This window comes from Klebsiella michiganensis (assembly GCF_015139575.1).
GTDB lineage: Bacteria > Pseudomonadota > Gammaproteobacteria > Enterobacterales > Enterobacteriaceae > Klebsiella > Klebsiella michiganensis.
Window position 1 is genome coordinate 2,743,669 of the sequence record NZ_AP022547.1, and the last position, 25,474, is coordinate 2,769,142.

General features: G+C 53.4%; 27 protein-coding genes. 15 read left to right on the top strand and 12 right to left on the bottom strand.

Annotated elements, in window-relative coordinates:
• Positions 1–144 precede the first annotated feature (144 nt).
• A complete protein-coding gene (dcp, locus tag JLG71_RS12910) occupies positions 145–2,187 on the top strand; it encodes a peptidyl-dipeptidase Dcp (RefSeq protein WP_200914265.1) in 2,043 nt (680 codons plus the stop codon).
• A 367-nt stretch (positions 2,188–2,554) separates the two neighbouring features.
• A complete protein-coding gene (locus JLG71_RS28630; RefSeq protein WP_142385463.1) occupies positions 2,555–2,683 on the top strand; it encodes a small membrane protein in 129 nt (42 codons plus the stop codon).
• Here the strand turns inward: JLG71_RS28630 and JLG71_RS12920 are convergent.
• Positions 2,680–3,309 (bottom strand): helix-turn-helix transcriptional regulator, encoded by a 630-nt coding sequence (locus tag JLG71_RS12920; RefSeq protein ID WP_218568563.1) that lies wholly within the window; start codon positions 3,307–3,309, stop codon positions 2,680–2,682. The genes JLG71_RS28630 and JLG71_RS12920 overlap by 4 nt on opposite strands.
• Positions 3,310–3,695: 386 nt before the next feature.
• Here JLG71_RS12920 and JLG71_RS12925 point away from each other — a divergent pair, with 386 nt between their 5' ends.
• Positions 3,696–3,866: a hypothetical protein gene (locus tag JLG71_RS12925; protein ID WP_181919017.1), complete on the top strand. Its 171-nt coding sequence runs from the start codon at positions 3,696–3,698 to the stop codon at positions 3,864–3,866.
• Between the two features lie 132 nt (positions 3,867–3,998).
• Here the strand turns inward: JLG71_RS12925 and JLG71_RS12930 are convergent, their stop codons facing one another.
• From JLG71_RS12930 to JLG71_RS12940, 3 genes are all read right to left on the bottom strand, one after another.
• Positions 3,999–4,259 (bottom strand): hypothetical protein, encoded by a 261-nt coding sequence (locus tag JLG71_RS12930; protein ID WP_025105773.1) that lies wholly within the window; start codon positions 4,257–4,259, stop codon positions 3,999–4,001.
• 946 nt (positions 4,260–5,205) lie between these two features.
• On the bottom strand, positions 5,206–5,682 hold the full coding sequence (locus tag JLG71_RS12935; protein WP_200914266.1) for a cold-shock protein: 477 nt from the start codon (positions 5,680–5,682) through the stop codon (positions 5,206–5,208).
• Positions 5,683–5,796: 114 nt separating this feature from the next.
• Entirely contained in the window at positions 5,797–6,336 is a 540-nt protein-coding gene (locus JLG71_RS12940; RefSeq protein WP_025105772.1) for a DUF2058 domain-containing protein, read from the bottom strand.
• 162 nt (positions 6,337–6,498) lie between these two features.
• Here JLG71_RS12940 and JLG71_RS12945 point away from each other — a divergent pair, with 162 nt between their 5' ends.
• Positions 6,499–6,810 (top strand): hypothetical protein, encoded by a 312-nt coding sequence (locus JLG71_RS12945; RefSeq protein WP_025105771.1) that lies wholly within the window; start codon positions 6,499–6,501, stop codon positions 6,808–6,810.
• Positions 6,811–6,873: 63 nt separating this feature from the next.
• Here the strand turns inward: JLG71_RS12945 and JLG71_RS12950 are convergent, their stop codons facing one another.
• Positions 6,874–7,146, bottom strand: a complete 273-nt coding sequence (locus JLG71_RS12950) for a DUF883 family protein (protein ID WP_004851233.1) — start codon at positions 7,144–7,146, stop codon at positions 6,874–6,876.
• Between the two features lie 381 nt (positions 7,147–7,527).
• On the opposite strand from JLG71_RS12950, the gene JLG71_RS12955 reads away from it, so the two are divergent.
• The 3 genes from JLG71_RS12955 to JLG71_RS12965 all read left to right on the top strand — a co-directional run bounded on the left by JLG71_RS12955 (position 7,528) and on the right by JLG71_RS12965 (position 9,262).
• Positions 7,528–7,782 carry a hypothetical protein gene (locus tag JLG71_RS12955; protein ID WP_032694471.1) on the top strand — a complete coding sequence of 85 codons (255 nt, stop codon included), beginning with the start codon at positions 7,528–7,530 and terminating at the stop codon, positions 7,780–7,782.
• Between the two features lie 28 nt (positions 7,783–7,810).
• Positions 7,811–8,071 (top strand): hypothetical protein, encoded by a 261-nt coding sequence (locus tag JLG71_RS12960; protein WP_014229513.1) that lies wholly within the window; start codon positions 7,811–7,813, stop codon positions 8,069–8,071.
• Positions 8,072–8,173: 102 nt separating this feature from the next.
• Positions 8,174–9,262: an AAA family ATPase gene (locus JLG71_RS12965; RefSeq protein ID WP_200914267.1), complete on the top strand. Its 1,089-nt coding sequence runs from the start codon at positions 8,174–8,176 to the stop codon at positions 9,260–9,262.
• A gap of 73 nt (positions 9,263–9,335) precedes the next feature.
• Here JLG71_RS12965 and JLG71_RS12970 read toward each other — a convergent pair whose 3' ends face one another.
• A complete protein-coding gene (locus JLG71_RS12970; protein ID WP_025105768.1) occupies positions 9,336–10,586 on the bottom strand; it encodes an MFS transporter in 1,251 nt (416 codons plus the stop codon).
• Positions 10,587–10,641: 55 nt separating this feature from the next.
• Positions 10,642–13,749, bottom strand: coding sequence for a beta-galactosidase (locus tag JLG71_RS12975; protein WP_200914268.1), 3,108 nt, complete (start codon positions 13,747–13,749; stop codon positions 10,642–10,644).
• 207 nt (positions 13,750–13,956) lie between these two features.
• On the opposite strand from JLG71_RS12975, the gene JLG71_RS12980 reads away from it, so the two are divergent.
• The 3 genes from JLG71_RS12980 to JLG71_RS12990 all read left to right on the top strand — a co-directional run bounded on the left by JLG71_RS12980 (position 13,957) and on the right by JLG71_RS12990 (position 17,292).
• Positions 13,957–15,027, top strand: coding sequence for a LacI family DNA-binding transcriptional regulator (locus JLG71_RS12980; protein WP_025105766.1), 1,071 nt, complete (start codon positions 13,957–13,959; stop codon positions 15,025–15,027).
• 385 nt (positions 15,028–15,412) lie between these two features.
• Positions 15,413–15,847: a GNAT family N-acetyltransferase gene (locus JLG71_RS12985; protein WP_064377314.1), complete on the top strand. Its 435-nt coding sequence runs from the start codon at positions 15,413–15,415 to the stop codon at positions 15,845–15,847.
• 236 nt (positions 15,848–16,083) lie between these two features.
• Positions 16,084–17,292, top strand: a complete 1,209-nt coding sequence (locus tag JLG71_RS12990) for a diguanylate phosphodiesterase (protein WP_064377315.1) — start codon at positions 16,084–16,086, stop codon at positions 17,290–17,292.
• Positions 17,293–17,480: 188 nt separating this feature from the next.
• Here the strand turns inward: JLG71_RS12990 and iraP are convergent, their stop codons facing one another.
• Both iraP and JLG71_RS13000 read right to left on the bottom strand, forming a co-directional pair.
• Entirely contained in the window at positions 17,481–17,792 is a 312-nt protein-coding gene (iraP, locus tag JLG71_RS12995) for an anti-adapter protein IraP (protein ID WP_004851215.1), read from the bottom strand.
• Between the two features lie 127 nt (positions 17,793–17,919).
• Positions 17,920–18,201 carry a hypothetical protein gene (locus tag JLG71_RS13000; RefSeq protein WP_109240410.1) on the bottom strand — a complete coding sequence of 94 codons (282 nt, stop codon included), beginning with the start codon at positions 18,199–18,201 and terminating at the stop codon, positions 17,920–17,922.
• Positions 18,202–18,382: 181 nt separating this feature from the next.
• Here JLG71_RS13000 and JLG71_RS13005 point away from each other — a divergent pair, with 181 nt between their 5' ends.
• Both JLG71_RS13005 and JLG71_RS13010 read left to right on the top strand, forming a co-directional pair.
• Complete coding sequence (locus tag JLG71_RS13005) at positions 18,383–19,360, top strand: DUF1852 domain-containing protein (RefSeq protein WP_102803901.1); 978 nt, start codon at positions 18,383–18,385, stop codon at positions 19,358–19,360.
• Positions 19,361–19,387: 27 nt separating this feature from the next.
• Positions 19,388–20,419 (top strand): methionine synthase, encoded by a 1,032-nt coding sequence (locus JLG71_RS13010; protein ID WP_032694476.1) that lies wholly within the window; start codon positions 19,388–19,390, stop codon positions 20,417–20,419.
• 142 nt (positions 20,420–20,561) lie between these two features.
• Here JLG71_RS13010 and JLG71_RS13015 read toward each other — a convergent pair whose 3' ends face one another.
• From JLG71_RS13015 to ftrA, 3 genes are all read right to left on the bottom strand, one after another.
• Positions 20,562–20,840, bottom strand: coding sequence for a hypothetical protein (locus JLG71_RS13015; RefSeq protein WP_032749016.1), 279 nt, complete (start codon positions 20,838–20,840; stop codon positions 20,562–20,564).
• 218 nt (positions 20,841–21,058) lie between these two features.
• Positions 21,059–21,154 (bottom strand): protein MgtS, encoded by a 96-nt coding sequence (gene mgtS, locus JLG71_RS13020; RefSeq protein WP_004102377.1) that lies wholly within the window; start codon positions 21,152–21,154, stop codon positions 21,059–21,061.
• 135 nt (positions 21,155–21,289) lie between these two features.
• Positions 21,290–22,300 carry a transcriptional regulator FtrA gene (gene ftrA, locus JLG71_RS13025; RefSeq protein ID WP_200914269.1) on the bottom strand — a complete coding sequence of 337 codons (1,011 nt, stop codon included), beginning with the start codon at positions 22,298–22,300 and terminating at the stop codon, positions 21,290–21,292.
• Between the two features lie 67 nt (positions 22,301–22,367).
• Here ftrA and JLG71_RS13030 point away from each other — a divergent pair, with 67 nt between their 5' ends.
• From JLG71_RS13030 to urtA, 3 genes are all read left to right on the top strand, one after another.
• Positions 22,368–22,760, top strand: coding sequence for a rhodanese-like domain-containing protein (locus tag JLG71_RS13030; protein ID WP_004851202.1), 393 nt, complete (start codon positions 22,368–22,370; stop codon positions 22,758–22,760).
• 149 nt (positions 22,761–22,909) lie between these two features.
• A complete protein-coding gene (locus JLG71_RS13035; protein WP_032719179.1) occupies positions 22,910–24,013 on the top strand; it encodes a cobalamin-independent methionine synthase II family protein in 1,104 nt (367 codons plus the stop codon).
• A 177-nt stretch (positions 24,014–24,190) separates the two neighbouring features.
• Complete coding sequence (urtA, locus tag JLG71_RS13040) at positions 24,191–25,462, top strand: urea ABC transporter substrate-binding protein (protein ID WP_014229499.1); 1,272 nt, start codon at positions 24,191–24,193, stop codon at positions 25,460–25,462.
• Positions 25,463–25,474: the final 12 nt, after the last annotated feature.

The following is a 25,474-nucleotide window of genomic DNA, read 5'->3' on the forward strand; positions in this document are numbered from 1 at the left end:
CTTCATACCATAGCACGCGATCCCGGCGACGGGTAATGGAAATCACCAGACCTCCCCGCCGAACGCGGCGGTGAACAGAGTAATCATTGCGGTCAATCAATGAGTTGCCTAATCTTACAGAATAATCGTGTTCAGGAGATGAAGATGTCGGAGAACAATCCTTTTTTTAGCGTCAGTCTGCTGCCTTATCAGGCGCCGCGTTTCGATTTGATTGACGTGAGTCATTACCGTCCGGCCTTCGACGAGGGCGTTCGTCGCCAGCGCGCAGAGATTGCCTCTATCGCGAATAACCCGCAGCCGGCTGATTTTGCCAACACGCTGGAAGCCCTGGAGCAGAGCGGCCAGCTGCTGGCTCGGGTAACCAATGTCTTCTTCGCGATGGCGGGCGCGGAGACCAATCCGGCCATTCAGGCGCTTGATGAGCTGTTTTCCTCTGAGCTGGCGGAGCTGGCGAATGATATCTGGCTCAACGATGCCCTTTTTCAGCGCGTGAAGCAGGTGTGGGAGCGGCGAGAGTCGCTCTCCCTTGACGCCGAATCCCGACGTCTGCTGGAGGTGACCTGGCAACGCTTTACCCTTGCGGGAGCCACGCTTGCGGACGATCAAAAAGCGGCGCTTCGCGCGCTGAATACCGAAGCGGCAGCGCTGCAAAGCCAGTTTCAGCAGCGCCTGCTGGCGGCGGTAAAATCTGGTGGTCTGGCAGTGGATTACGCTCATCAGCTCGCAGGGCTTAGCGACGATGAGATAAGCGCAGCGGCAGAAGCCGCGCAGGAGAAGGGATTAGGTGGTCGCTGGCTGCTGTCTTTACTCAATACGACCCAGCAGCCCGCGCTGGTTTCGCTGCAGGACCGGCAGACGCGAGAGAATTTGTTTGCAGCAGGCTGGACGCGAAATCAGAAGGGCGATGCGAATGACACTCGCGAGCTGGTACTGCGGCTAGCGGAGCTCCGCGCGCGCAAAGCGCAGTTGCTGGGCGCTGATGACTTCGCCAGCTGGTCAATGGCCGATCAGATGGCGGGCGATCCGGCAGAGGCGTTTGCCTTTATGCGGCGAATCGCCCCGGCGGCGAAGGCGCGGGCAGAGCAGGAGCTGGCGGATATTCAGCAAGTTATTGATAATGAAGGCGGTGATTTCCGCGCGGCGGCGTGGGACTGGCTCTATTACGCCGAGCAGGTGCGCAGGGCGAAATTTGCCATCGATGAAGCGCAGCTCAAGCCCTATTTTGCCCTCGACCGCGTCCTGCGCGACGGCGTGTTCTGGACGGCGACACAGCTGTTCGGTATTCGCTTTGTCGAGCGATTCGATATTCCGGTTTATCATCCGGACGTGCAGGTATGGGAAATTATCGACGCTAACGGAGAGGGCATTGCGCTGTTCTACGGCGACTACTTCTCGCGGGACAGCAAAAGCGGCGGGGCGTGGATGGGCGTATTTGTTGAACAATCCACCCTGCGTGCGCAGCATCCGGTAATTTATAACGTCTGTAACTACCAGAAACCCAAGGCCGGACATAGCGCGCTGCTTTCCTGGGATGAGGTCATCACCTTATTTCACGAATTTGGGCATACTCTGCACGGCCTGTTTGCCAGCCAGAAGTATGCCAGCCTGTCGGGAACCAATACGCCGCGCGATTTTGTTGAGTTTCCTTCACAGATTTATGAACACTGGGCCAGCGAGCCGCAGGTATTTGCCCACTATGCGCGGCATCATCAAACCGGGGAAATCATGCCGGCCGCGCTGCGCGACAGCATGTTCCGCGCGGCGAAGTTTAATAAAGGCTACGACATGAGCGAACTGCTCGCAGCGGCGCTGCTGGATATGCACTGGCATAGCGTGAGGGAGGATAAACTCCCGGATGATGTCGATGCGTTTGAAGCCGCGTCCCTGCGTGCGGAGAATATGGATCTGGCCGCCGTGCCGCCGCGCTATCGCAGCAGCTACTTTTCGCATATTTTCGGCGGCGGATACGCCGCGGGCTATTACGCTTACCTGTGGACCCAAATGCTGGCGGATGACGGCTACCAGTGGTTCGTTGAGCAGGGTGGTTTAACCCGTGAAAACGGCCAGCGCTTCCGCGAAGCGATTTTGTCTCGCGGCAATAGCACTGATTTAGCAGAACTTTATCGCCAGTGGCGCGGACACGATCCGAGGATTGAGCCGATGCTGGAAAACCGCGGGCTGAGCTAGCCGAGCGTTGTTTAGAGCAGAAGAAGACCGGGCGCAGCGCCCGGTTTTTTATCCAATTTTTCCGTCTCCAAAATCTCTGCAAAACGTCACTGCCCAATTTAGCGCCCTCGGCATCGTTTGTCCCGTTTTGGTAATCCCGTGCATCGACGCGCTGGCCACTTTTGCTTAAAAACATGAAGCCCGGCATAAAGTGTTTTTTAGCGGAAAATAATATTAATATATTAAATATAACCCCCTTACAATATTAGGAGTTTACTTACATTGTTGCATGGATTTCTTAAATTTAATAAGCGAACTTGCTCTGTGAATGTTCTTCACTCTATCATCTGTCTTATCTCTTGCATATCTTTTATTGAACGGATTGAGTATGGCTAATATATTGCTTCTGGCATTCGCGGTTTTTTTATTGCTGGTTTCACTGATTTCTGGGTTTTCGTATTTTCAAGACAGAAAAAAGCAAAAGTTGAGTTTTAAAAGCAAACGTATGAAATTCTAATTAAAATAGAGAGATGTTCTTCTCATAACGATGGAAGAGAATCTGATAAGCTCCTGGTTGTTTTCTAACTGGAATTTCTTCATTATGCGCAATTTATGGGAGTATACGGTTCTGTGATCGATGCCAAGGTTTTTTGCTGTTTCATTATTGTTAAGGCCAAGGTTTATGGCATTAATGATTTTTAGTTGCGAACGACTCAATGACTGATGCGGGCATTTTAAACAGCGATTCTTCTCTATCGTTATACGTTTCTTATCGCCCGCGACAAATTCATCAAAGAGAATGGACAGGTTTTTTTTGATCGTTTCAAGGCTGCTTTTATGAAATAAAATGACAGCATTTTGAACGCATAAAGGCAGCAGGGAAGAATTAAACGTAATTTCTTTTTTGGTGAAAATTACCACCGCTGGACACTCTGATTTATATCTTTTCATTTCCTGGCATAATAAATACTCGCCAACTTCCATCTCAGTAAAAATTATGTCTGGTTTTTTGAAGTGATCTTTTATGTTATTGCTTTGAAAACAAAGGTCGCTTATACCTTTGGTGCTCGCAATTTCTTGGGTAAGTTCCTCTATGGCCTTTTCTAAATAAATATTTTTGGTGATGATGGCGATTTTTAGCATGATTTTCTTATTTTTAAAAAAGGCGGTGGAAAAAATTTCGACCGTCGTATGATGTTTTATTTAAGTAACGCCTGATGAGATTAGGATATTTCCTATTGAATATAATGGCAATAGGTTTAAAGAAAGGGTGGCTTTACTTTTAATTAAAGATCGCTGCTAAATCAGTGGCTTGCGTAGGTGATTTGCTTATTTTTCAGCGTTTTTAATCGCACTAAATGCCAAGATTTGTTATGCCAGTCTTAATTTGTATTCATGGGTTTTATTAATTAACGGCAATTATTCATAAAATCATTATAAATATAGCATCCAAAGCTAATCTTTAGCGGCGTCCATTGAATCATAGGGCGAGAAGCTATTCGTTATTTAACGGCATGCATGCCGTTGATTTGATACTTCCACCGCGTAGCTATCCGGGACGCGTTGAGCAGGGCGGTTTAATCCGCGAACAGGGCCAGCGCTTCCGCGAGGCCATTTTGTCTCGCGGCACGGGTTTTGATTTAACTGCGCTTTATCGCCAGTGGCGCGAGCGCGCGCTTAAGATTGAGCTGAGGCTGTAAAACCGCGGACTGGGTTAGTCCGGCGATTGTCACGTAACGAGGACCGAGCGTCGGGTCCGTTTTTCCTTCCCAAACTGAAGCCTTACATTCATCAAGATGGGGAAGTGATACTGTAGAGGTGCCAGGGCATGGTTAAAATGCATTCGCATTCGATTTGACCTTAGCGATAAACTCTTCTGTAAGCGACAAGCCTTCGATGATTTCCTTATCGACTACGGTAATTCCGTATTGGACAATTAACTCCAGCAGTCCGTCATAGGTCTGTATGAGCTCCAGAAGGCTGTAGATTGTTTTGCGATCGGAAACTGAGGGCATCTCAGAGTTTGCTGAAGATTGATTAACAATCCACTCAAGATTGGCTTTGATTTTTTCTATATCAAGGTAACTATACATATTTCATGGGCTTAAATCCTCATTTCAAGATTTTTTTGAGAAAACGCGTTTCTGACTTCACAGGAATAAGCTATTGAATAACATCCAAAAACTCTGTTACTGAGAGATGTCGATGATCAAGCCGGATGGGGGCTAGCTGCAGAAGCGGTTATGTCCAAAAGCGCTGCTACTGGCGTATCCCCTAAAGAAGGGCGCGATGTGCGTAGACTTCATTATGGAACGGATCGCCGATATATCAAGAAATCAGCGGATAAAATGTGAATAAGTAAATTTTACTGCGGATAAGGCTGCTCACCTGCAAACCGTATGCAAGAGCTGCAGGTGAGCAATGTGCTATGGAGGCAGTACCATAGCGGCAAAATTTTAGCCTCGCGCTGCGGGCAAAACCAACAAACCGTTTACCGCCGGGAACATTTTAGGACTTACCTTACTCATCACCGTGCGCAAGGCAAATGAAAATAGGGTATCAGCAGGGCTCAATATGATGTCTGCCTGCGGCCTCGCCCCTTCGAGGCCAGCGTAAGCGCTGTTCAAGGCAGGAGTGCCTTGTCCTGCAACTCGAATTATTTAGGGTAGTAATAATCTTTTTAACAGCTAATGCGGATTAGCGTATTTTGCGTCATGTTTTTACGGGCATAACGCGCGCGCGACTGGAATAACCGAGAGGCAGGCGGATATTGGCTGAGGGAGGAGAAAAATTATCTGGTTAATAAAGGACGCAGAGCCCGGCGTCCCATTGCGGATAAAAAACAGAACGGCTGGAATTACCTAACAGCGCTTCGCTTGCACGAGTCCGAAGAAATTGCGCGGCAGGTTGTGACTCTGGTATTGGCAGGCCGGGTAAGGCGTCAACCGCCACCCGGTGAAGAACCGGGGAAGATGTTTAAACAGATTTGTCATCACTCCCAAACCGGGCACAGAGCCCGGTTTGTTGAGCCGTACGCTTTCACACCTTAAGCAGCTTTACCGTGGCCTCAATGTCTATCTCATCTTCCGAGAAGATGAGGGTGGTTCCCTGGAAGGTGGTAATAGCCAGCTTTTTCACCGAGCGCATTTCGCCAGGCTTAGCGGTGGATTTTGGCCTGATATTTCCCATCAACAGGCCTACGGAAAGGACCGCATTCTCTTTGTCGATGCGGGCATCGGCGGGCTCTTCCTCGCTGTACACCAGGAAAGATTTGATCGATGTAAGCTTAATCCGCTCGCCTGCAATATAGATATATTTGCTTTCCGGCAGGACTTTTACCGCATAGGCTGACAAACCCTTGTTATTGGTGGTGGGTTCGAAAGTGACTGCTGCATCTTTTTTAATGAGTTCAGGGTTGGCAACCTTAATCACATGAAAATAGCGATTATCGCCGTTTTCATCTTTGATAAATCCAAAACCTTTATCTTTAAACCACGTTATGATCGTTCCGTTCATCGCCGTTACCGCCTGGTTAATCGTTTATCTACTCAATTTTTGCCGCGCGCAGTGTAAAGCACAACGCCTGCGCAGACCAGGTCTGAATCGCCGGTCTGCGCAGGCCCGCATTGCTTACCACATCAAATCATCGGGAACTTTAAAATCAGCATACGGATCGTCTTCGTCCTGCTCTTCCGCACTTAGCGCGCTGTTTAAGACAATGCTGCTGGCGTCGCGCTGGGCGATTTTATCGGCGACGCTCGCCGGGATAATCGCGTATTTGCTCTCGCCGTCGTTATCGCCGGCCAGACGCGCAATGGCGAGACGGCCGCTAATCAGCTGTGCCTGGGTGAGTTTATCCACGGCGATTTTTTTAATGAAGTTGTTATCCGTGAAGTTAAAATCAATATTGCCTTTTGAAATATCGATTTTATTCATTTCAATAAGCTGCTTAACCTGCGCTTTATACTCTTTCGAGAGCGCCGCCTGCTTTTGCTGCTCGCTAAGCTGCTTATCTCGCTCAAGCTGCGCTTTTTTATTCTCTTCCACTGCTTCTCTGGCTTCACGAGCCTGAACGCGGGACTTTTTCGCCGTTCTCTGAACTTTGGCCATTTTTTTGCTGGTCACTAACCCGGCTTTAAGCATTTGTTCTTGTAAGGTGAGTTTTGTCATCTTCGTGTCTGAATCCGCTGAATAATGAGTGAGATTATACCTGCAAATGTCCGGGATGTACCAGGCGGTATGATTCGTATAAAACAGTTGCATAAAAAATCACTATTATCGCCATTTATTTGCTATAAATGCATCTTTATTGATTTTTTATGAGGTGTAAAGATGATTGTCAGAACCTGGCATGGTTGTGTTCCCGTTGAGTTTGGCGATGCGTTTGCGGTTCATTTGCAGGCGACAGGCGTACAGCATTCCCAGGGCATCAGCGGCAACGCGGGGGCGTTTGTGAGACGGGAAACGCAGGGGGAGTGGGAACACTTCTTCCTGGCAACGTACTGGCACAATCTGGATGCGGTCATCGCCTTTGCCGGTGAAGCGTATCATGTCGCAGTAACCTATGCGGATGATGAGCAATTCCACCTGTTGTCCGACCCTTACGTTTTTCAGTTTAACGTAGCTGAAGTCGTGGCGATTTGAGTCAGCGTTAGCATAAGCGCGCCGCAGGCAAAAAAATTAAGGCCCGAAGGGCCTTAGAATGGGTTATTTCCGTCCCGCCAGTAAACCAATCACCAGCCCGATAGCGCCGGCCGCCAGCAGTCCGGTCAGCGGATTTTCCCTTACGCGCTCGGAGACCTCTGAAACGGCATCCGACGCCTGAGCGGCGTACTTACGGGCCGCGCCTTTTAGCTGATGTTTAGGCGAATCAACCGCATCACCAAATTGCTGCTGGGCTTCCCCGGCGAATTCATTGACTTTGTTGCTCACTTTGTCCGCCAGATTCTGCGCGTCGTTTTCATACTCTTGTGATGACATGGGAGTCTCCTTTCGTTTGACTTATTTAAGTCTAGTGGCTAACAAGCGAAGTACAAATGCTCAGCCGTCGGTGAGCCTCACTCCAGGAATTTTCCACAACGTCCGGGATATAAACCAGGTCGCTGTTTCTGCCACAAAAGCGCTACACTCTGGCGAAAAGAAACGTCGCCAGAATGGGGGGATTGCCGTCATTTCAATTGATTAAGGTAATTCCTGGATATAAGATCCGTCGGGCGCGGGGGCAGGAAAGGCGGCAATTCATAAATAAGAACTATTGATGTTCACAATTCCTCTTTTTTCCTTCATCATTTGTCAGCTTTTACTCCTAATAATCAGCGCTTAGCTCAGCATAAGAAAGAAATTTTTTTACTCAAGGCCGGTATGAACTATAAGAAAGTACTGAAGAACACGTTGCTGCTTGCTCCCGTGGCGATCCTGAGTCTGCAAACCCCTGTCTGGGGCGCAGAGGCCACGAAAACGGCGACCTGCCAGAAGGCGTCGCCTGCGGTGGACAAAGAAGGCGTGCCGTTACCGCCCGTTGTTGGTAAAGAGGGCGCGCAGCCGGCCTCCGCTAAAGACAAGTCCGGCCACGGCGGCGCAACGGCCAACTGTCAGCCTGCGGCCATCGAAAATTAATCATTGACCTCAACCCGGGAGGGACATGGTGCACCCGTTAATTAAGGTGATGCTGGTTGGAGGGAAGGGCGACGGCCTGATGGTTAGCGTTGCCGATAACGCGACGGAGATTTCCGTGACGCCTGCGCAGTACGGCGCGAAATCCGGCCAGCCGCTGAGCTACAGAATCGTATCGCAGACTATTGACGATGAACGCTATTTTTTCGGCGTTTTCAACGAGAGCCATGAGGATACGGACAAACTCAAAAGAGTCGCGCTGACCCGCGGCATGAAAAAACTCTTCAGCTAAGCCGGAGCCGGGCGGCAAGCCGTCGTCCGGTCCGCGCCTGTTTTGTTTTCCTTTCGCCTCCGATACAGTAGCGCCAAACGCTTTTAACAGTTTCGGGAATCTATGATTAACCATATCCGGATAAAAAATTTTAGATCGGTCAGGGATATTGAGCTGGAACTCGGTGCGCTGAATATCGTCTTTGGCCCCAACGGCTGCGGTAAATCCAACATCTATAAAGCCATCCACCTGTTAACCGCCTGCGCCGACGGGAAGTTTTCCGGCTATATCAGCGATGAGGGCGGGCTGGAAAACATTATGTGGTCCGGGCCAGGCGCGCCGACCGACCGCTTTCCGCGGCGGCTGCAGATTGGCTGTCTGACCGACGAGTTTGACTACCAGCTGCAGGTCGGTTTTCCGGAAAAGCTGCCTTATCCTACCCAGTTTCAGCTGGATCCGATCGTTAAAGAGGAGTCGATCTGGCTGGCGGGATTTTCCCGACGTCCTTCATCGCGCGTGCTGGAGCGTAAAAACCAGGCGGCGTTCCTGGTGGATGTGAATGGCGAAAAGAGTACCTTTACCGACGCCATTTACGAGAATGAATCGATTTTTGGCCAACTGGGCGAGCCGCACCGTTTTCCGGAGGTCTCGCGGGTCAGGGAAACCATGCGCCACTGGCGCTTTTATCACGAATTCAATATTGGCAGACTCTCACCGCTGCGACACCCGACGGTAGGCTACCGCTCGCCGGTGCTCGACAGCGATGGGCATAACCTCGCCGCCGCCTTTCAGACCATCGTGGAAATCGGCGCCGAAGAGCTGCTGCATGAGATCCTCGGCGAAGCGTTCCCGGCGTGTACCTTTTATTGTGAAAACGAAAACTCGCGTTTCTCGATGAAGATGCGCCGTAACGGCGTCTGGCGGCCTTTACTGGCGGCGGAAATGTCCGACGGCACGCTGCGCTTCCTGTGCCTGGCGGTGGCGCTATTAAGCCCGCGCCCTCCGGCATTTCTGGCCATTAACGAGCCGGAAAACAGCCTGCATCGCCAGATGTTGCCGGCGCTGGCCCGGCTGATTGTCGAAGCGGCCCGCTATAGCCAAATCTGGTTAACCAGCCACTCCGTCGAGCTGGCTGAGCTGATTTCATCGATGGCGGAAGCGCGCCTTTACGGGCTGGAAAATAGCGACGGGGAAACGCGGATCGCCGGCTAGCGGCAACTGCCTTACCCGGCGTCTTAACGGTGTATTGCCGACGCGCCGCCGGAGGGTTTCCGGCGGCCTGGCGTTATGCTGCGGCCGGGAGCAGGGTTTTGCTGCCTTTCAGGGTAAACAGCGAAATGACGGTAAAGCTCAGGGTAATACAGCCCAGGATCAGATAAGCCTGATGGAAGCCGACGGTATCATACATCCGTCCTACCCACGCCGAGAGCACAACGCCCGACAGCTGTTTCGATAAATTAAAGCCGATCAGGAACAGCGTCGCCGAAAGTTTTGGGTTAAATGCCGACGAGATATATTTAAAGGTGCCAACCAGCAGGAAGGGGATCTCAAACATATGCAGCATTTTTAATATAATCACTTCCACCGCCGAGGTCGCGAAAGACGAGCCTAAAATTCGGACTGACATAATTACCCCGGCAATTAACAGGGCATTCTTGGCGCCAATTCGGTTAATAATTGCCGGCGCGCAGAACATGATCAGCGCATTGAGTAATTCCCCACCGGTGGTCACGAAGCCAAACACTTCGGTGCCGCGCTGCGGGCTGGCGAAGAAGCCTTTAAAAAAGTTGGCGAACTGCTGGTCGAAAACGTCATAGACGCTGGCGACGCCAACGACATAAATAATAAAGCCCCAGAAGCGCGGCATCCGCAAGAGCTCGGCGGCGGTGCGCATGGAGAAAGCCTGACGGTTGACGCCCAGGGCGTCGATAACCTCGGCGCTATTGCTGCTTTCCGGCTTCGAGACCCACAGCAGCACGCCGAGGATCAGCGCGAAGCCGGAGGCGATCCAGAAGGTGATATTGGGGTCGATACTAAACAGAATGCCGGTGATCGAGGCGCACAGCGCCCAGCCGACGCAGCCGGAGACGCGCACTTTACCGTATTCAAAACGGTTGGCGCGGCTGACGCGTTCAATATAGGCTTCTACCGCCCCGGAGCCGCTGGAGAAGACGATCCCCAGATAGATCCCGCCCACCAGCGCGCCCGCGATGATATTCATCTGCAGCAGCGGAGAGAAAACAAAAATAAAGAAGGGGGCAAACAGGATTAATAAAATCGTAATCGTCCACAGCAGATGTTTGCGCAGGCCGAGCTTATCGGAAATCAGGCCAAACACCGGCTGGAAAATTATCGCGAATAGCGAAATGGAGGAGAAGACAATCCCCGTTTCGGTTTTGGTTAAATGGTTTACTTCCGCCAGCCACACCGGGAAGAAGGGGAAGTAGGCTGACATAATGAAATAGTAGAAGAAAAAGAACAGCATGAAATATATAAAATTATGCCGTTCTCGTGGCGCGAGTTCAGAGAGTTTCATTGTGAATATTCCATATTATTATGCCTGTAAGGTTGGGGGCTGGCGCCCCCGATTATTATTGGAAATGAATCGTTAACTGATATTGCCATTGTGTCTCAAGCAGCTGCCATTGCTGTAGTACGCTGGGTGTCCAGGAGTCATCGCCGCCGATACCCATGTGTTGAGCATCAAGCGCGATCCAGACGCCGTTTTCCGGCTTCATCCTGTGCCAGTGATCGGTCTCCATTAACTGCGCGGTGCTGTAGGGCTGTACGGAGAAGTGGAAATCGCCCGCGACGTGCCAGCGCCCCCAGTCCAGCGCTTTGTTATCGCAGCGCAGGCCGTTTTCCGTCGGGAAAATGTACGGTGTGGTCATCTCTTCCAGCGGCAGCTGCCAGCGGGAGAAACAGGCGCTGGTGCGGCGGTCCGGATAGTTTTCATGCGGGCCGTAGCCGAGCCAGGAAACCGGTTGATGCTGGTCCGGAACCTGGAAATTCAGCCCGATGCGCGGCAGCGGCGGCAGGGTGCCGGCGCGTTCGCCATTGACCGCCAGATGCAGCTTGCCTTCGCCATCAAACGTCATCCGCCAGTGGCTGACAATCACCACTTCGTCGCCGCGCAGATAGTGCCAGCGGCTATCGATAACTACTTCATGGGCCAGGCGCTGGGCGTCGCACTGTACGCAGCGGGCGCTGAGGCCGTAGAGCCCGGCGCTCTTCCAGCGTTCAACCCAGGCGTTGGGGTCGATGCGCTCCACTTCGCTGACGCCGATATCGTTATCCAGCGGGGCGCGCACAAACTGGTCGCGCAGCGGCGTCAGCAGCTGTTCCACACCCTCTACCTGCCAGTGGGTCAGCAGGCCGCTATCCCGGTCGATAGTCCATTGCTGCGAGCCGCTGCGTACGGTCCAGGCCGCGTCGCTGCTCTCCAGCGCTGGCGCCGTGCCGACGGGGGAAGGCCGGCGCAGCGCCAGCGGGGCGGCGAGCGGGAACTGCTGCCAGGCGACGCGATGCCCGGCGTCGGACCAGGTGGTGGCCTGCGGCTGGACAACCTCCAGCGTCAGCCACACCGCTTCGGCGCCCACGGGCAGCGTCAGCGCATCGCACAGCGTCAGCTCGCTCAGGCCTTCAGGGCTCAGCTCAAGCTTCACTTGACCCTCGGCAAAGGTTTCTCCGGCGGCCTGGACCTGCCAGCGCAGCGCTTCGTTATCGGTGGCGCGGAACAGATATTCGCTGCTGATGCTGATACGCAGCGGGGATTGCGCAAGCAGGGTAAACTGGAAGTACTGCTGCGCGTGTTTCGCTTCAATTAATGAAGGGTGCGGGCGGCGGTCGGGGAAGACCAGGCCGTTCATACAGAACTGGCGATCGTTCGGCGTATCGCCAAAGTCACCGCCGTAGGCCCAGCCGACGCTGCCGTCGTCGAAGGTTTTGCTGATGGCCTGATCGGCCCAGTCCCAGATAAACCCGCCCTGCAGGCGCGGATAGTCGCGAAAGGCCTGCCAGTAATCAGCAAAGTTGCCGAGGCTGTTGCCCATCGCGTGGGCGTATTCGCAGAGGATCAGCGGGCGCTGCTCGCCCGGCAGACTGATCCACTTTTTGATCCCCCATTTCGGCACCGTCGGAATCCGCTGATCGCGCTCAACGCGGGCGTACATCGGGCAGATAATATCGGTGGTGGTGCTGTCGGCGCCTCCACCCTCGTACTGCACCGGGCGGGAGGGATCGTTGCGCTTCAGCCAGTGATACATCGCTTCATGGTTGCCGCCGCCGCCGGATTCGTTCCCCAGCGACCAGATAATAATCGACGGGTGGTTGCGGTTGCTTTGCAACATCCGGCTGACGCGGGCGCTGAAGGCCGGCAGCCAGGCCGGATCGTCGGAAAGACGATTCATCGGCACCATGCCGTGGGTTTCAATATTGGCTTCGTCAACGACGTACAGGCCATAGCGATTGCACAGCTCATACCAGCGCGGGGTGTTTGGATAATGCGAGCAGCGCACGGCGTTAAAGTTGTTCTGCTTCATCAGCAGGATGTCCTGCACCATATCCTCTTCGGTCACCACCTGGCCGCGCTGGTGATGGTGCTCGTGACGGTTGACGCCGCGGATCAGCAGCGGTTTGCCGTTTAACAGCAGCAGGCCGTTTTTGATTTCAACCCGGCGAAAGCCGATATCCCAGGCTTCAGCCTCGATCGTTTCATCGCCGCGGCACAGGGACACCACCGCCCGATAGCAGTTTGGCGTTTCCGCGCTCCACAGCGCCGGTCGCTCTACCGGCAGACGAATCGCCGCTCGTTCGGCATAGCTTCCGCGCTCATCGATAATCGGCGAACCCGGCGACTGCTGGTGGCTGGCGACCAGACGATCGTCATCCCACAGTTCGATCTTCACCGTCAGCGCCTCCAGCAGCGCGACCGGCGCGGCGACGCTTAAGTTCACCAGCAGCTCGGCATCCCGATAGAGCGCATCGAGCTGCGGCGTGAGCTGAACGTCGCAGAGGTGCAGGGTCGGTTTGTTCAGCAGCCAGACCGAACGGAAGATGCCGCTCATGCGCCACATATCCTGGTCTTCAAGCCAGGTACCCGCGCTCCAGCGCATCACCATCACGCAGATGCGGTTATCACCCGGCTGAAGGTAGGGCGAGAGATCGAAGGCCGCGGGCAGGCGACTGTCCTGCGAATAACCGACCCATTCGCCGTTGCACCACAGATGAAAAGCCGAATTAACGCCGTCGAAGATAATCTGCGTCTGGCCGTCGGCTCGCCAGCTCTCATCGACGCTGAACGTCAGCGAGTAGCAGCCGGTCGGATTCTCCTCAGGCACGCGCGGCGGCGTAGTGTCGATCGGGTAGCGGACGTTGGTATAGATCGGAGCGTCGTAGCCTTCCATTTGCCAGTTTGACGGCACCGGCGTACTGCGGCTGTCCGGCAGATCGTCTTCCAGCCAGCGGGCATCCACGTCAAACGGGCTGCGAGCCCAGGAGAACTGCCACTGGCCGTCAAGCCGGCGGCGGAACGCCGAGGGCTGGTTTTTCCGCGCCGCGTCGGTATCGCGCCAGCTGGCGAAAGCCGGGTGGGCCGGTAAACGGTTGAGATGGGTAATGGTCTGGTTCTGCCAGTCTTCGCGGGCGAGAATCTGATGGAACGTTGCTCCTGCGGCGGAAAGAGAGTCGTGTTGTTGCATACGTATTCCTGACGGATAAGTGATAAAAATGTCATTCGCTAGACAATATGATTTTGTTATCAGTTATTTTCGCTATAGCCGCAATATTGGCGAAAATGAAACCCACTGGCGATCACGAAAAGCTGGAAAAACAGCTGATTTTTGTCGTCTTTTAAACATAAAATGTTAGCGGACGACATTGAGGTTTTAATTCAGAAGGAGTGCACTATGCAGCGTCGCCTGGCAACGCTTGACGATGTGGCCCGCGAGGCCGGCGTGTCTCAGCAGACGGTCTCCCGGGTGCTGAATAATCCGGACGTGGTGTCTGAACGAACCCGCGATAAGGTCATTCGCGCGATGCAGGCGCTGCGCTACGTACCGAACCGTTCCGCTCAGCTGCTGGCGGGGAAATCCGCGCCGTCGATTGGGCTGATAACCGCTTCGCTGACGCTGCACGCGCCTTCACAAATCGCCGCGGCGGTGAAAAGCTACGCCGGTCTGCATCAGCTTGAGGTCTCGATTGCGATGCCGGTGCAGGTCGACTATCCGTCGCTGCAGGCGCGGCTTAATGAGTTTCGCGCCCAGCATATTCGCGGCGCGATTATCAGCCTGCCGCTCGAAAGCAGCCTCGCGGAGCGGCTGGTGGTGGAAAACCCCGATATCGCCTGCATGTTTCTTGATGTTTCGCCGGAGACCGACGTGTGCTGCGTGCGTTTCGATCATCGCGACGGCTGCGGCGCGTGCGTGCGGCATCTCTGGGACGCCGGGCACCGGGAGTTCGGCCTGCTGGCCGGGCCGGAGAGCTCGGTCTCCGCGCGCATGCGATTGAGCAGCTGGCGCGAGGCGCTGCATCGGCTGGGCGTCAGTAATGCGGTGACGGTGTTTGGCGACTGGAGCGCCGCCAGCGGCTGGAACAAAACGTTTGAGCTCCTGCATCATCATCCGCGCATTAGCGCCATCGTGGTGGCTAACGATCAGATGGCGCTCGGGGTACTGAGCGCGCTGGCGCAGTTGAATCGCACCGGCAGCCAGGCGATCTCGGTCACCGGCTATGACGATACCGCGGACAGCCTCTACTTCCAGCCGCCGCTGACCACCGTCGCCCAGGATTTTAACGTTCTGGGAAAAAGGGCGGTTGAGCTGCTCATCCAGCTAATGGCTGCCCCGCAGATGAAGATCCGCGAGCTGCTGCCGACGCGCCTGATTATCCGCCAATCCACCTGGCCCTGCGCGGGCGCCACGCAGGAGGAGAAAGAGGGTCTTGTCGCGCAGATCAAAGCGCTGGTGGAAAAGCTGTAAGCAACGGTCCGTTTAGCTTTCATTGATGTTGCGCGTGATAGCTTATCGGACAAGCGTACTCGGGGGGTTATGCCCTGAACGTAAAAATGCAAAACACAATCTATCCATGCAAGCATTCATTCACCGCCAGTCACATGGCGGTTTTTTTTGCCCGTTTTCGGTCGTTGGAATATGGCGTTATTTTATTTAATTCTGCCAGTAGGTCGATTACTCGCCGCTGCTAAGCATAAATGCGCTGTTTTCACGCCGCGGTGTCAGAAAATTTCCCCGGCTTATACTTTTTTATCCAGCATAAAATGCTGTTGACCGGGGGCGGCAGGGCGCGCTTTTTTTAGCGCCATTCGGCTATGCTGAAAGCCAAAGCAGGCGAGTGAAAGGCAACGTCATGATGATATTAAAAGATAAAGAGCACGTGGACTCGGTTGACTGGCAGACGGTGGCGGAGATTATCGCCGCCGCAGGTCTCAATCAGCGGGACGTCGCGCTGGTGGAGCGCGCGTTTCGCCATAGTACCTTTTGCTGGTTTGGCTATGAAAACGGGCAGCTTATTGCCGTTGCCCGGGCGATTAGCGACCTGACCTGGTGCAGCTATCTGGCGGATGTCGCGGTGCACCCGCGCTGTCAGGGAAAGGGGTACGGGCAGCAGCTGATGCAATCGGTCAGCGAGCGGCTGCGGCCGTTCGGCAAAACCTTCATCTACTCGGTGGTGGATAAAGTCGGCTTTTATCGCCGCTTTGGTTTTGAAACGCTGACCACGGGCATGGTCTGCGCCAGCGAAGAGGCGATAGCGCGTATGCGCGAGCAGGGATTTGTTGGCTAGTAAATACCGCTTAAAAAAACGCATTTACCAAACGGTTTAAATGGCTGCTGAATGAATCAATGCCATTACCCGGCCGCTGAGGATTATTTCGCTGGCCCTTGCCGGTTGCTGCCGTAAATAATCGGATAAACTTAGTCGGCTACAGCCGGTCCAGTTAATTATGACAGATAGCCTGGGTTAAAAGGGTAAACTGTGTTACACAGTTCCATTCTCCTGGCAAACATCTGGATGGGATTATGCTGACAACTCTGATTTACAGAAGTCAGATGCATTTAACACAAGAAACCGATCTCATACTGCTGGTTGAAAAAGCGAATGCTGAGAACGCAGCACGCGGGATTACGGGCATACTTCTTTTAAAAGATAATGTTTACCTTCAGATACTTGAGGGGGATGAGTGCGTGCTTGAGCAGCTATTCAGCACGATCAAGCAAGACGATCGCCACCATCAGGTTGTCGAGCTGATGCGTGATTACGCGCCGCGCCGGCGCTTTGAAAACGTAGGGATGATGTTTTTTGACCTGAATAAACTGCAAACCGCTGACGTCCTGACAAAGGTTCGCCAGCTTAGCCAACTGAAAGGTTATCTTTCCACCGAAGAGCGCGTCTATAAATTTATCCATACTTTTATCAGTCAAAAAAGCGCTGTCGCGCCGTCACCCTTTTTACGGCCTGACAAATGGTCGCTTCATTCGCGTAAACATGCATTTCATGCGCCGCAAGAATCGTTTTTTGCCAGTCAATGCTGTCAGTTTGCTTTCCAGCCCATTATCGAACCGTTGGCCGGGAATATCACTTCGCTTGAAGCGCTTATTCGTGATAAAGACGGCGGTAGTCCCGCCAATTTCTTTGCCTCGATTCCGCCAGAGCAACGTTATGAAGTTGATCTCAAAGCGAAATCAGTTGCCTTTGCCCTGGCGAAAGAAATCAATATTGGCGACCATAAAATATCCATTAATATCCTTCCGATGTCTCTGGTTGTTATTCCTGATGCCATTGAATACCTGTTGCAGGAAATAAAAAAACAGGGTCTTGAACCCGAACAGGTGATCGTGGAGGTGACGGAAGATGAAATGATCTCCGGTTTTAGCCAGTTCAGCAGCGCGATAAAAAAACTGCGCGTCTCTGGTATGGGGCTGGCAATTGATGACTTTGGCGCCGGTTATGCTGGACTCTCGTTGTTGACAAAAATTCAGCCTGATAAAGTTAAAATCGACCGCGAGATTATTACCGATATCCATCAGAGCGGCCCTAAACAAGCGGTGGTAAGATCGATTATCAACTGCTGCCGTGAACTTGAGATTGCGGTGGTTGCTGAAGGCATAGAGCGGATAGAGGAGTGGTGCTGGCTCGAATCTGCGGGTATTAAACGTTTCCAGGGCTTTTTATTTGCCATGCCGAAAGTCAACGGCGTCGGTGACATACGCTGGCCTGGGGAAAAGTGAAGCCTGATTTGCCTTAATGTACCGAGCGGTTTGCCTCCGGCAGCAGCGCAGGCGAGTAGACATTGCGTATTCCGCCTGGAGTATCCCTATTTTCTGAAGCTGAACCGGCCAATAGTTGCTGATGGCCGGTAAGCTCATGACTAACCGCAAGCCCTGCATATTCCCAATCTATAACAGACTGACCCTTGTTAATCATCTAGCCTGTCATGACTGATTTCATCTTCGTGGGTGCTTATCAACTGCGTGAGCGCTATTTGTTCCTGAAACTTGGTCAGAAGCAGTTCTGCGTCCGTCTTCAGAACGTCTTCAGATGATTCCAGTACTGAATTTATCGCTTTCGTTACGCTGCTAACTAATTCCGCGACGCCGCCTTCCTTGCCGATAGCGAGCATCAGCGCGCTAATGAGCAAAGACTGCGCCTCGACCTGGGCAGCAAGCTGCTTACTTTCGGCATCCATGGCGGAAATTTTAGCAATTATGCTGAGAATGACATTATTCATTGTATCCCTCAAATCAATAAGTTAGAGCGGGTTGTTGATGGCTATATTCGCTGTTGATAATCCGAATTAACCATAGAACATAAATATGCCAGAAAAAATATCGGTAGCGTTAGTCAGGTTTTGGACATCACCAAAGTAAAGCATGAAAACGCGCCGGTCCCACTTCCATATTCCTCCAACGATCGCGCCCGACAGAGCGCAAAGGAGCATGAAGAGTGCGGTTGTTGAAAAGAAAGACGCCAGGCTTGAGGTCGTGTTTAGCCTGGCCGACCTCTGATGTTTCTTGCTTCAGCATCAACTCATACAGGCGACAGGAAAATGTACGGATGTTTAACCGGCAGGACAAGCTCGTTGGCAAGAGCGGCTGGCTCTGTTCAACGAGATACAGCATGGGCTGACGCCAGACCATGAATATGGCTCATGTTGTAATGAAATTAACTCGCTTTCACTCATCTAATGGCTCTGGCATAACATGCTGTATTCGATATAGATAATATGAAGATGAAGACTGCTTATGGAAGCCTGCGCCAGCCTGCAACCATCAGAAAGGACTGCAGTTTTTATCTCAGAACTTAGGATGCACATCTGCGATGAATCAACAATTTACCTTTACTATTAAACGCACTCTCTTTGATGAAAACTATAACCCCTCAGAAAATACGCGTATTACAACCAACTTTGCTAATTTAGCAAGAGGGGAAAATCGCCAGGAGAATCTGCGCAATACCTTAGTCATGATTGACAATCGTTTCAATACGCTGGCGCACTGGGATAACCCCAAAGGCGATCGCTATGCCGTTGCGCTGGAAATTATTTCAGCCGAAATGAATATCAGCGTCACCGGCGATACCTTTCCGGTGATTGAAATATTGCAAACCAGCATTATTGATAAAAAGACCGATGAACGTATTGAGGGTATCGTTGGCAATAATTTCTCTTCGTACGTTCGCGACTACGACTTTAGCGTATTGCTGTTAGACCATAATAAAGGACGCGCAGGTTTTAGCCTTCCGGAAGGATTCGGCGATTTGCACGGCAACATATTTAAACATTTCGTCAATTCAGCGGAGTACAAGGCCAATTTCAAAAAATCACCGGTCATTTGCCTTAGCGTCTCCAGCAAAGACACCTATCACCAGACCGGAAATCAACATCCTGTCCTGGGGCTCGAATACCGGCCAGAGGGTTCATCGTTGACTGAGCAATATTTTGGCAAAATGGGCCTGAAGGTTCGCTACTTTATGCCGAAAAACAGCGTTGCGCCTTTGGCCTTTTATTTCTCAGGGGATTTGCTGAGCGATTACACGAGCCTTGAGCTGATTAGCACCATCAGCACGATGGAGACGTTCCAGAAGATATACCGCCCGGAGATCTACAACGCCAACTCTGCCGCAGGACTCTGCTATCAGCCCGATCTGCATCATCAGGACCATTCATTAACCAAAATTGTTTACGATCGTGAAGAGCGCAGCCAGCTGGCGGTAGAGCAGGGGAAGTTTACCGAAGAGCACTTTATTAAACCGTATAAAAATATTCTGCAGCAATGGTCTGCTCATTACGCTCTTTAAGACATCGCATATATAAGGCTATCGATAATGACAAAATTATTACCCACTTCAACAGCCGGCAGCTTACCGAAACCGTCCTGGCTTGCAGAGCCGGAGAAACTGTGGTCCCCATGGAAACTGCAGAATGAAGAGTTAATTGCCGGGAAAAAAGACGCGCTGAGCCTGTCCTTATTTGACCAACTGCGCGCCGGTATCGACATCGTCAGCGATGGCGAGCAAACCCGTCAGCACTTTGTTACTACGTTTATTGAGCACCTCAGCGGCGTCGATTTTGAAAAACGCGAAGTCGTTAAAATCCGTAATCGCTATGATGCGAGCGTTCCGACCGTCGTGGGCGCCGTCGAGCGTCAAAAACCCGTTTTTGTCGAAGATGCGCGTTTTTTACGTCAGCTCACCAGCCAGCCGATTAAGTGGGCGCTGCCGGGGCCCATGACCATGATTGATACGCTCTATGACAATCACTATAAGAGCCGCGAAAAACTGGCCTGGGAGTTTGCGAAGATACTTAATCAGGAAGCCAGGGAACTGGAGGCCGCCGGCGTCGACATTATTCAGTTTGATGAGCCAGCCTTTAATGTGTTTTTTGATGAGGTTAATGATTGGGGCATCGCGGCCTTAGAAAGAGCCGTTGAAGGGCTAAAATGCGAAACTGCGGTACATATCTGCTATGGATACGGCATCAAAGCGAATACCGACTGGAAAAAGACCCTGGGAACAGAGTGGCGACAATATGAAGAAGCGTTTCCTAAGCTGCAAACCTCCAGCATCGATATCATCTCGCTGGAATGTCATAACTCACGTGTTCCCATGGATCTGCTTGAACTGATTCGCGGAAAAAAAGTGATGGTTGGAGCCATCGACGTGGCGACCAATGCGATCGAAACGCCGGAGGAAGTCGCCGCGACCTTACGTAAAGCGCTGCAGTTTGTGGATGCCGATAAGCTTTATCCTTCAACCAACTGCGGCATGGCGCCGCTATCGCGTCCGGTGGCGAGCGGCAAGCTCAATGCGCTAAGCGCCGGGGCGGAAATTATCCGCAGGGAGCTGCAGGCTAAATAGAACCCTGGCAAAGGGCTGGAAGCCTCGCCGCAGCTGACGGATATCCAGCGAATGGTATGTAAGGTATGCGAAATGCTTCTGGCTCAGATTTCATCATTCGCTGACCGGGCATAATCAGTACGTCGTGCCGGGCGCTCGGGCGCTACTTAAAATATTTATCGAGGGGATCGTGATGGCGGTATTTTCGGAAGAAAAACAGCCAGTAGACAAAACCCAGAGTAGCGCCCAGCCCGGCAAACTGCAGATAAAGTATTTTACGTCGGGCAAGCAGGTCCATAAATGAATACGCGCCTTTCCACATATCAATAATGCCACCGTTTATCACCAGGTCTGTAAACAGCGCAAGCCCCGGCAGAGCAACCGCGTACGCCGCCATAAGGTATAAAAGCGCCGCAAGCCTCATTTTGGTATTGATATGCATATTCTGCCTCCTTGCTCATGATGACAAAGCATAACATAGCCTATCAACGATCGGCATCGAGTGGGCTGTTGAGGGATGTTCGGACGGAGTTTCTCCTGGTGACTGATACGATAAATTATCGTGTATAAGGTGGTTCATCGATCGGCAAACCAAAAGCAGAACGCCCCCTGGTGCATCGGCAGCAGGGGGCGTTTACGGGTGGGGATTATCGTCGTTCATCAGTCATCCCATTTGTGGCTCAGGTATGCGGCAAGAAATCCAAAGAACAGAATGGTTCCCAGAACTGCCATAAATACATGCATATTTCCCAGCATGATTAACCTCCATTAGTTTTGCTATGCGCTATGTTGTCCTCATTGAACGGGTTTACGGTTGTTGGATACATCTTAACCCGACTAATCTAAACAAACGCTTAACAAATTGCCCAGCGTGACTATTATCCATGTGAATCACTCTCCCTTTTTACCCGCCAGCGCGCTTTTCCTGTACTGCAACGGGCTAAGGGCAAACTGCTGGCGGAAGTGATGGCGCAGGGTGCTGGCGTTTGAGAAACCGCAAAGCTCGGCAATCTGCTCAACGCTCAGCCGGCTGTGGGTTAAGTGCTGCGTGGCGCGCTGAAGGCGCTCGTCAAGCAGCCAGCGGGCGGGGGTTTTGCCGGTAGCGTCTTCGAAACGGCGTAAAAACGTGCGCTGCCCCATGCCGGCTCTTTCCGCCAGCGAGGCCACGGTGTGGCCAGCGGCGAGATTCTGGTGCAGGAAATCAAATAATTGCCCCAGCCGCTGGCTCTCCCGCGCTTTGGCCACCGGGCGAACAATCTGCTGCGCCTGCCCGCCGTCGCGATGGGGGGAAACCACTAACCGTCGGGCGACAAGATTCGCCGCTTCGACGCCGAAGTCCTCGCGCACCAGGTGCAAACATAAATCGATACCCGCGGCGCTGCCTGCGGAGGTCATGACGCCTTCGGCGCCGACGTACAGCACGTCATCGATCACCTCAATGCGCGGAAACCGCGCCCGCAGCTGGTCGGTATAGCGCCAGTGGGTGGTCGCCTGGCGGCCGTTCAGCAGCCCGGCCGCGGCCAGAACGAAAACCCCGGAGCAGATAGAAATTATCCGGCAGCCTCGCGCATGGGCGGCGACCAGCGCCTCGCACAGCGCTGGCGGCACGGGGGAGTCAATACCGCGCCAGCCGGGCACCACGATGGTGTCCGCTTCGCCTAACAGCGCCATACCGCCATCGGTCATGAGCCGAATTCCGCCGGTTGCCCGCAGCTCGCCGTCGTCGACGGCGGCCACGGCAAAGCGATACCATCGTTCGCCCATCTCCGGGCGCGGCAGGCCGAAGATCTCAACGGCGACGCCAAATTCAAAGGTACACAGGCCATCGTAGGCGAGGGCGACAACCCGGTGGCGTGACAACGTCACGGATGAGGTTGTCAGGATTTCAGCGTTTTCAGTCATGGTTCTCGGCAGATGTCGCGCAGGCGGTTAATTAAAGTAGTGGTATCACAGACAAGGAGAAGATGCCATGAGTGTTGTAACCGCTATTGCCCCCGCCAGTTCTACCGACGCCGCCGCCTGGTTTCGTCATAAGCTAAGCCTCGAGACCGACTGCGCCGATGTCTACAGCGCGATGCGCGAAGGAGAAGTAGATTTTGTTCTGCTGCACGTCGTCGGCAGTGAGGAAACCTTTGCCCGTCGTCATCTCCCGGGCGCCCTGCATTTACCGCACCGACAAATTGATGAAACCAGAATGGCGCAGTGGCCTGATGACACGCTTTTTGTGGTCTACTGCGCCGGGCCGCACTGCAACGGGGCGGACGTCGCCGCCATGAAGCTGGCTCTGCTGGGGCGCCCGGTAAAAATGATGCTCGGCGGCCTGACCGGCTGGGAAGATGAAGGGTTGCCTTTCGCAAAGTGAATTTATTTCATGTGCCATGAAATATTGTCGTTTGCCGATGAAACCTCTGCATGCCAGTATCTGGACATATAGCCATCCAGAAGTCTATAAATTCAAATAATGAACTATCACGGTGGGTAATTAACTTTGCCCGCCGCTAAGGAGACACCATGCAACGTCATCAGGCCCCGTTCCGCGCAGATATTGTCGGCAGCTTTTTACGCCCGGACGCCATCAAACAAGCCCGTCAGCAGCTGGCCGCCGGCACCATCGACGCGCAGCAGCTGCGGCAGATAGAAAATGAGGCGATTCGCGTTCTGGTGCAGCAGCAGTGCGAGTGCGGGCTGCATGTGGTCACCGACGGTGAGTTCCGCCGCGCGTGGTGGCACTTTGATTTCTTTGACGGACTACAGGGCGTTGAGCGCTACGATTCAGAAAAGGGCATTCAGTTCAACGGGGTACAGACCAAAGCGCACGGTGTTCGCGTCACCGGTAAACTGGCCTTTGGCGATCACCCGATGCTGGAAGATTTTCGCTATCTGAAGAGCATCAGCGGCAGCGCTCAGCCGAAGATGACCATTCCCAGCCCGAGCGTGCTGCACTTCCGCGGCGGCCGGAAAGATATCGACGCGACGGTGTATCCGGATCTCGCCGACTATTTCGATGACCTGGCAACCACCTGGCGCGATGCCATTCGCGCCTTCTACGATGCGGGCTGCCGCTATTTACAGCTTGATGACACCGTCTGGGCCTACCTCTGCTCCGATGAGCAGCGACAGCAGGTGCGCGAGCGCGGCGAAGACCCGGATGAGCTGGCGCGCATTTATGCCCGCGTTCTGAATAAGGCCCTGGAAGGGAAACCGGAGGATCTGACCGTTGGCCTGCACGTGTGTCGCGGTAACTTCCGCTCGACCTGGATCTCCGAGGGCGGCTACGAGCCGGTTGCGGAAGTGCTGTTCGGCGGCGTTAACATCGACGCGTTCTTCCTCGAATATGACAATGACCGTTCCGGCGACTTCGCGCCGCTGCGCTACGTTCGCCCCGGCCATCAGCAGGTGGTACTGGGCCTGATCACCACTAAAAACGGGGAGCTGGAAAACCCGGAAGGGGTGAAGGCTCGTCTGCAGGAGGCGGCGCAGTACGTCCCGCTGGCGCAAATTTGCCTCAGCCCGCAGTGCGGTTTTGCTTCCACCGAAGAGGGTAACTCTCTGACCGAAGCCCAGCAGTGGGATAAAGTCCGCCTGGTCACCGGCATCGCCGCGCAGGTCTGGTAATCTCTCCATAGCGCAGCGTTGCACTATTTTAAGGCAACGCTGTGCACCCGCCTTTATTTTCCCCGTATTCTGCCGCGCTTTCAGACGCTTTCACAACCTGGCATCGTTTTTGCCTTATCACTTCCGGTGAGTCGTTAATTCATTTTTTTGTTTTTGCGCTATTCAGGAGTGACACACATGCAGCGTCGAACACTATTAAAAGCTTTTGCTCTCTCCGCCTCTGTTATTAGCATGGGCTTCTCCTTACAGGTTTATGCCGCCGACACCATTAAAGTCGGCATTATGCACTCGCTTTCCGGGACGATGGCGATTTCTGAAACCCCGCTGAAAGATGTCGCCCTGATGGCTATCGATGACATCAACGCCAAAGGCGGCGTGCTGGGTAAAAAACTGGAACCGGTCGTGGTGGATCCGGCATCAAACTGGCCGCTGTTCGCCGAAAAAGCGCGTCAACTGCTGACGCAGGATAAGGTGGCGGCGGTGTTCGGCTGCTGGACCTCCGTATCACGCAAATCGGTTCTGCCGGTATTTGAAGAGCTGAACGGTCTGCTCTTCTACCCGGTACAGTATGAAGGCGAAGAGATGTCGCCGAACGTCTTCTACACCGGCGCGGCGCCAAACCAGCAGGCGATTCCGGCGGTGGAATACCTGCTGAGCGAAGACGGCGGCGGGGCGAAACGCTTCTTCCTGCTCGGTACCGACTACGTCTACCCGCGCACCACCAACAAAATTCTCCGCGCTTTCCTGCACGCCAAAGGCATTCAGGATAAAGACATCGAAGAGGTCTATACCCCGTTCGGCTATAGCGACTATCAAACTATCGTCGCCAATATCAAGAAGTTCTCCGCCGGCGGTAAAACCGCGGTGGTCTCTACCATCAACGGTGATTCCAACGTTCCGTTCTATAAAGAGCTGGCTAATCAGGGGCTGAAAGCGACGGACGTGCCGGTGGTGGCCTTTTCCGTGGGCGAGGAGGAGCTGCGCGGGATTGATACTAAACCGCTGGTGGGCAACCTCGCGGCGTGGAACTACTTCGAGTCCGTCGATAACCCAACCAACAAACAGTTTGTTGCCGACTATCGCGCTTACGCCAAAGCCCACAAGCTGCCAAACGCCGATACCGTGGTAACCAATGACCCGATGGAAGCGACCTGGGTTGGCCTGCACATGTGGGCGCAGGCGGTGACGAAAGCAGGATCGACCGATGTCGACAAGGTGCGTGATGCCATGGCCGGCCAAACCTTCAAGGCGCCGTCAGGCTTTACCCTGACCATGGATGCCACCAACCATCACCTGCACAAGCCGGTAATGATTGGCGAAATCGAAAGCAACGGCCAGTTTAACGTGGTCTGGCAGACCGAAGAGCCGGTACGCGCCCAGCCGTGGAGCCCGTGGATTGCCGGGAATGATAAAAAGCCGGATCACCCGGTTAAAACCGTCAGCAACTAAGCGTCAGACCCC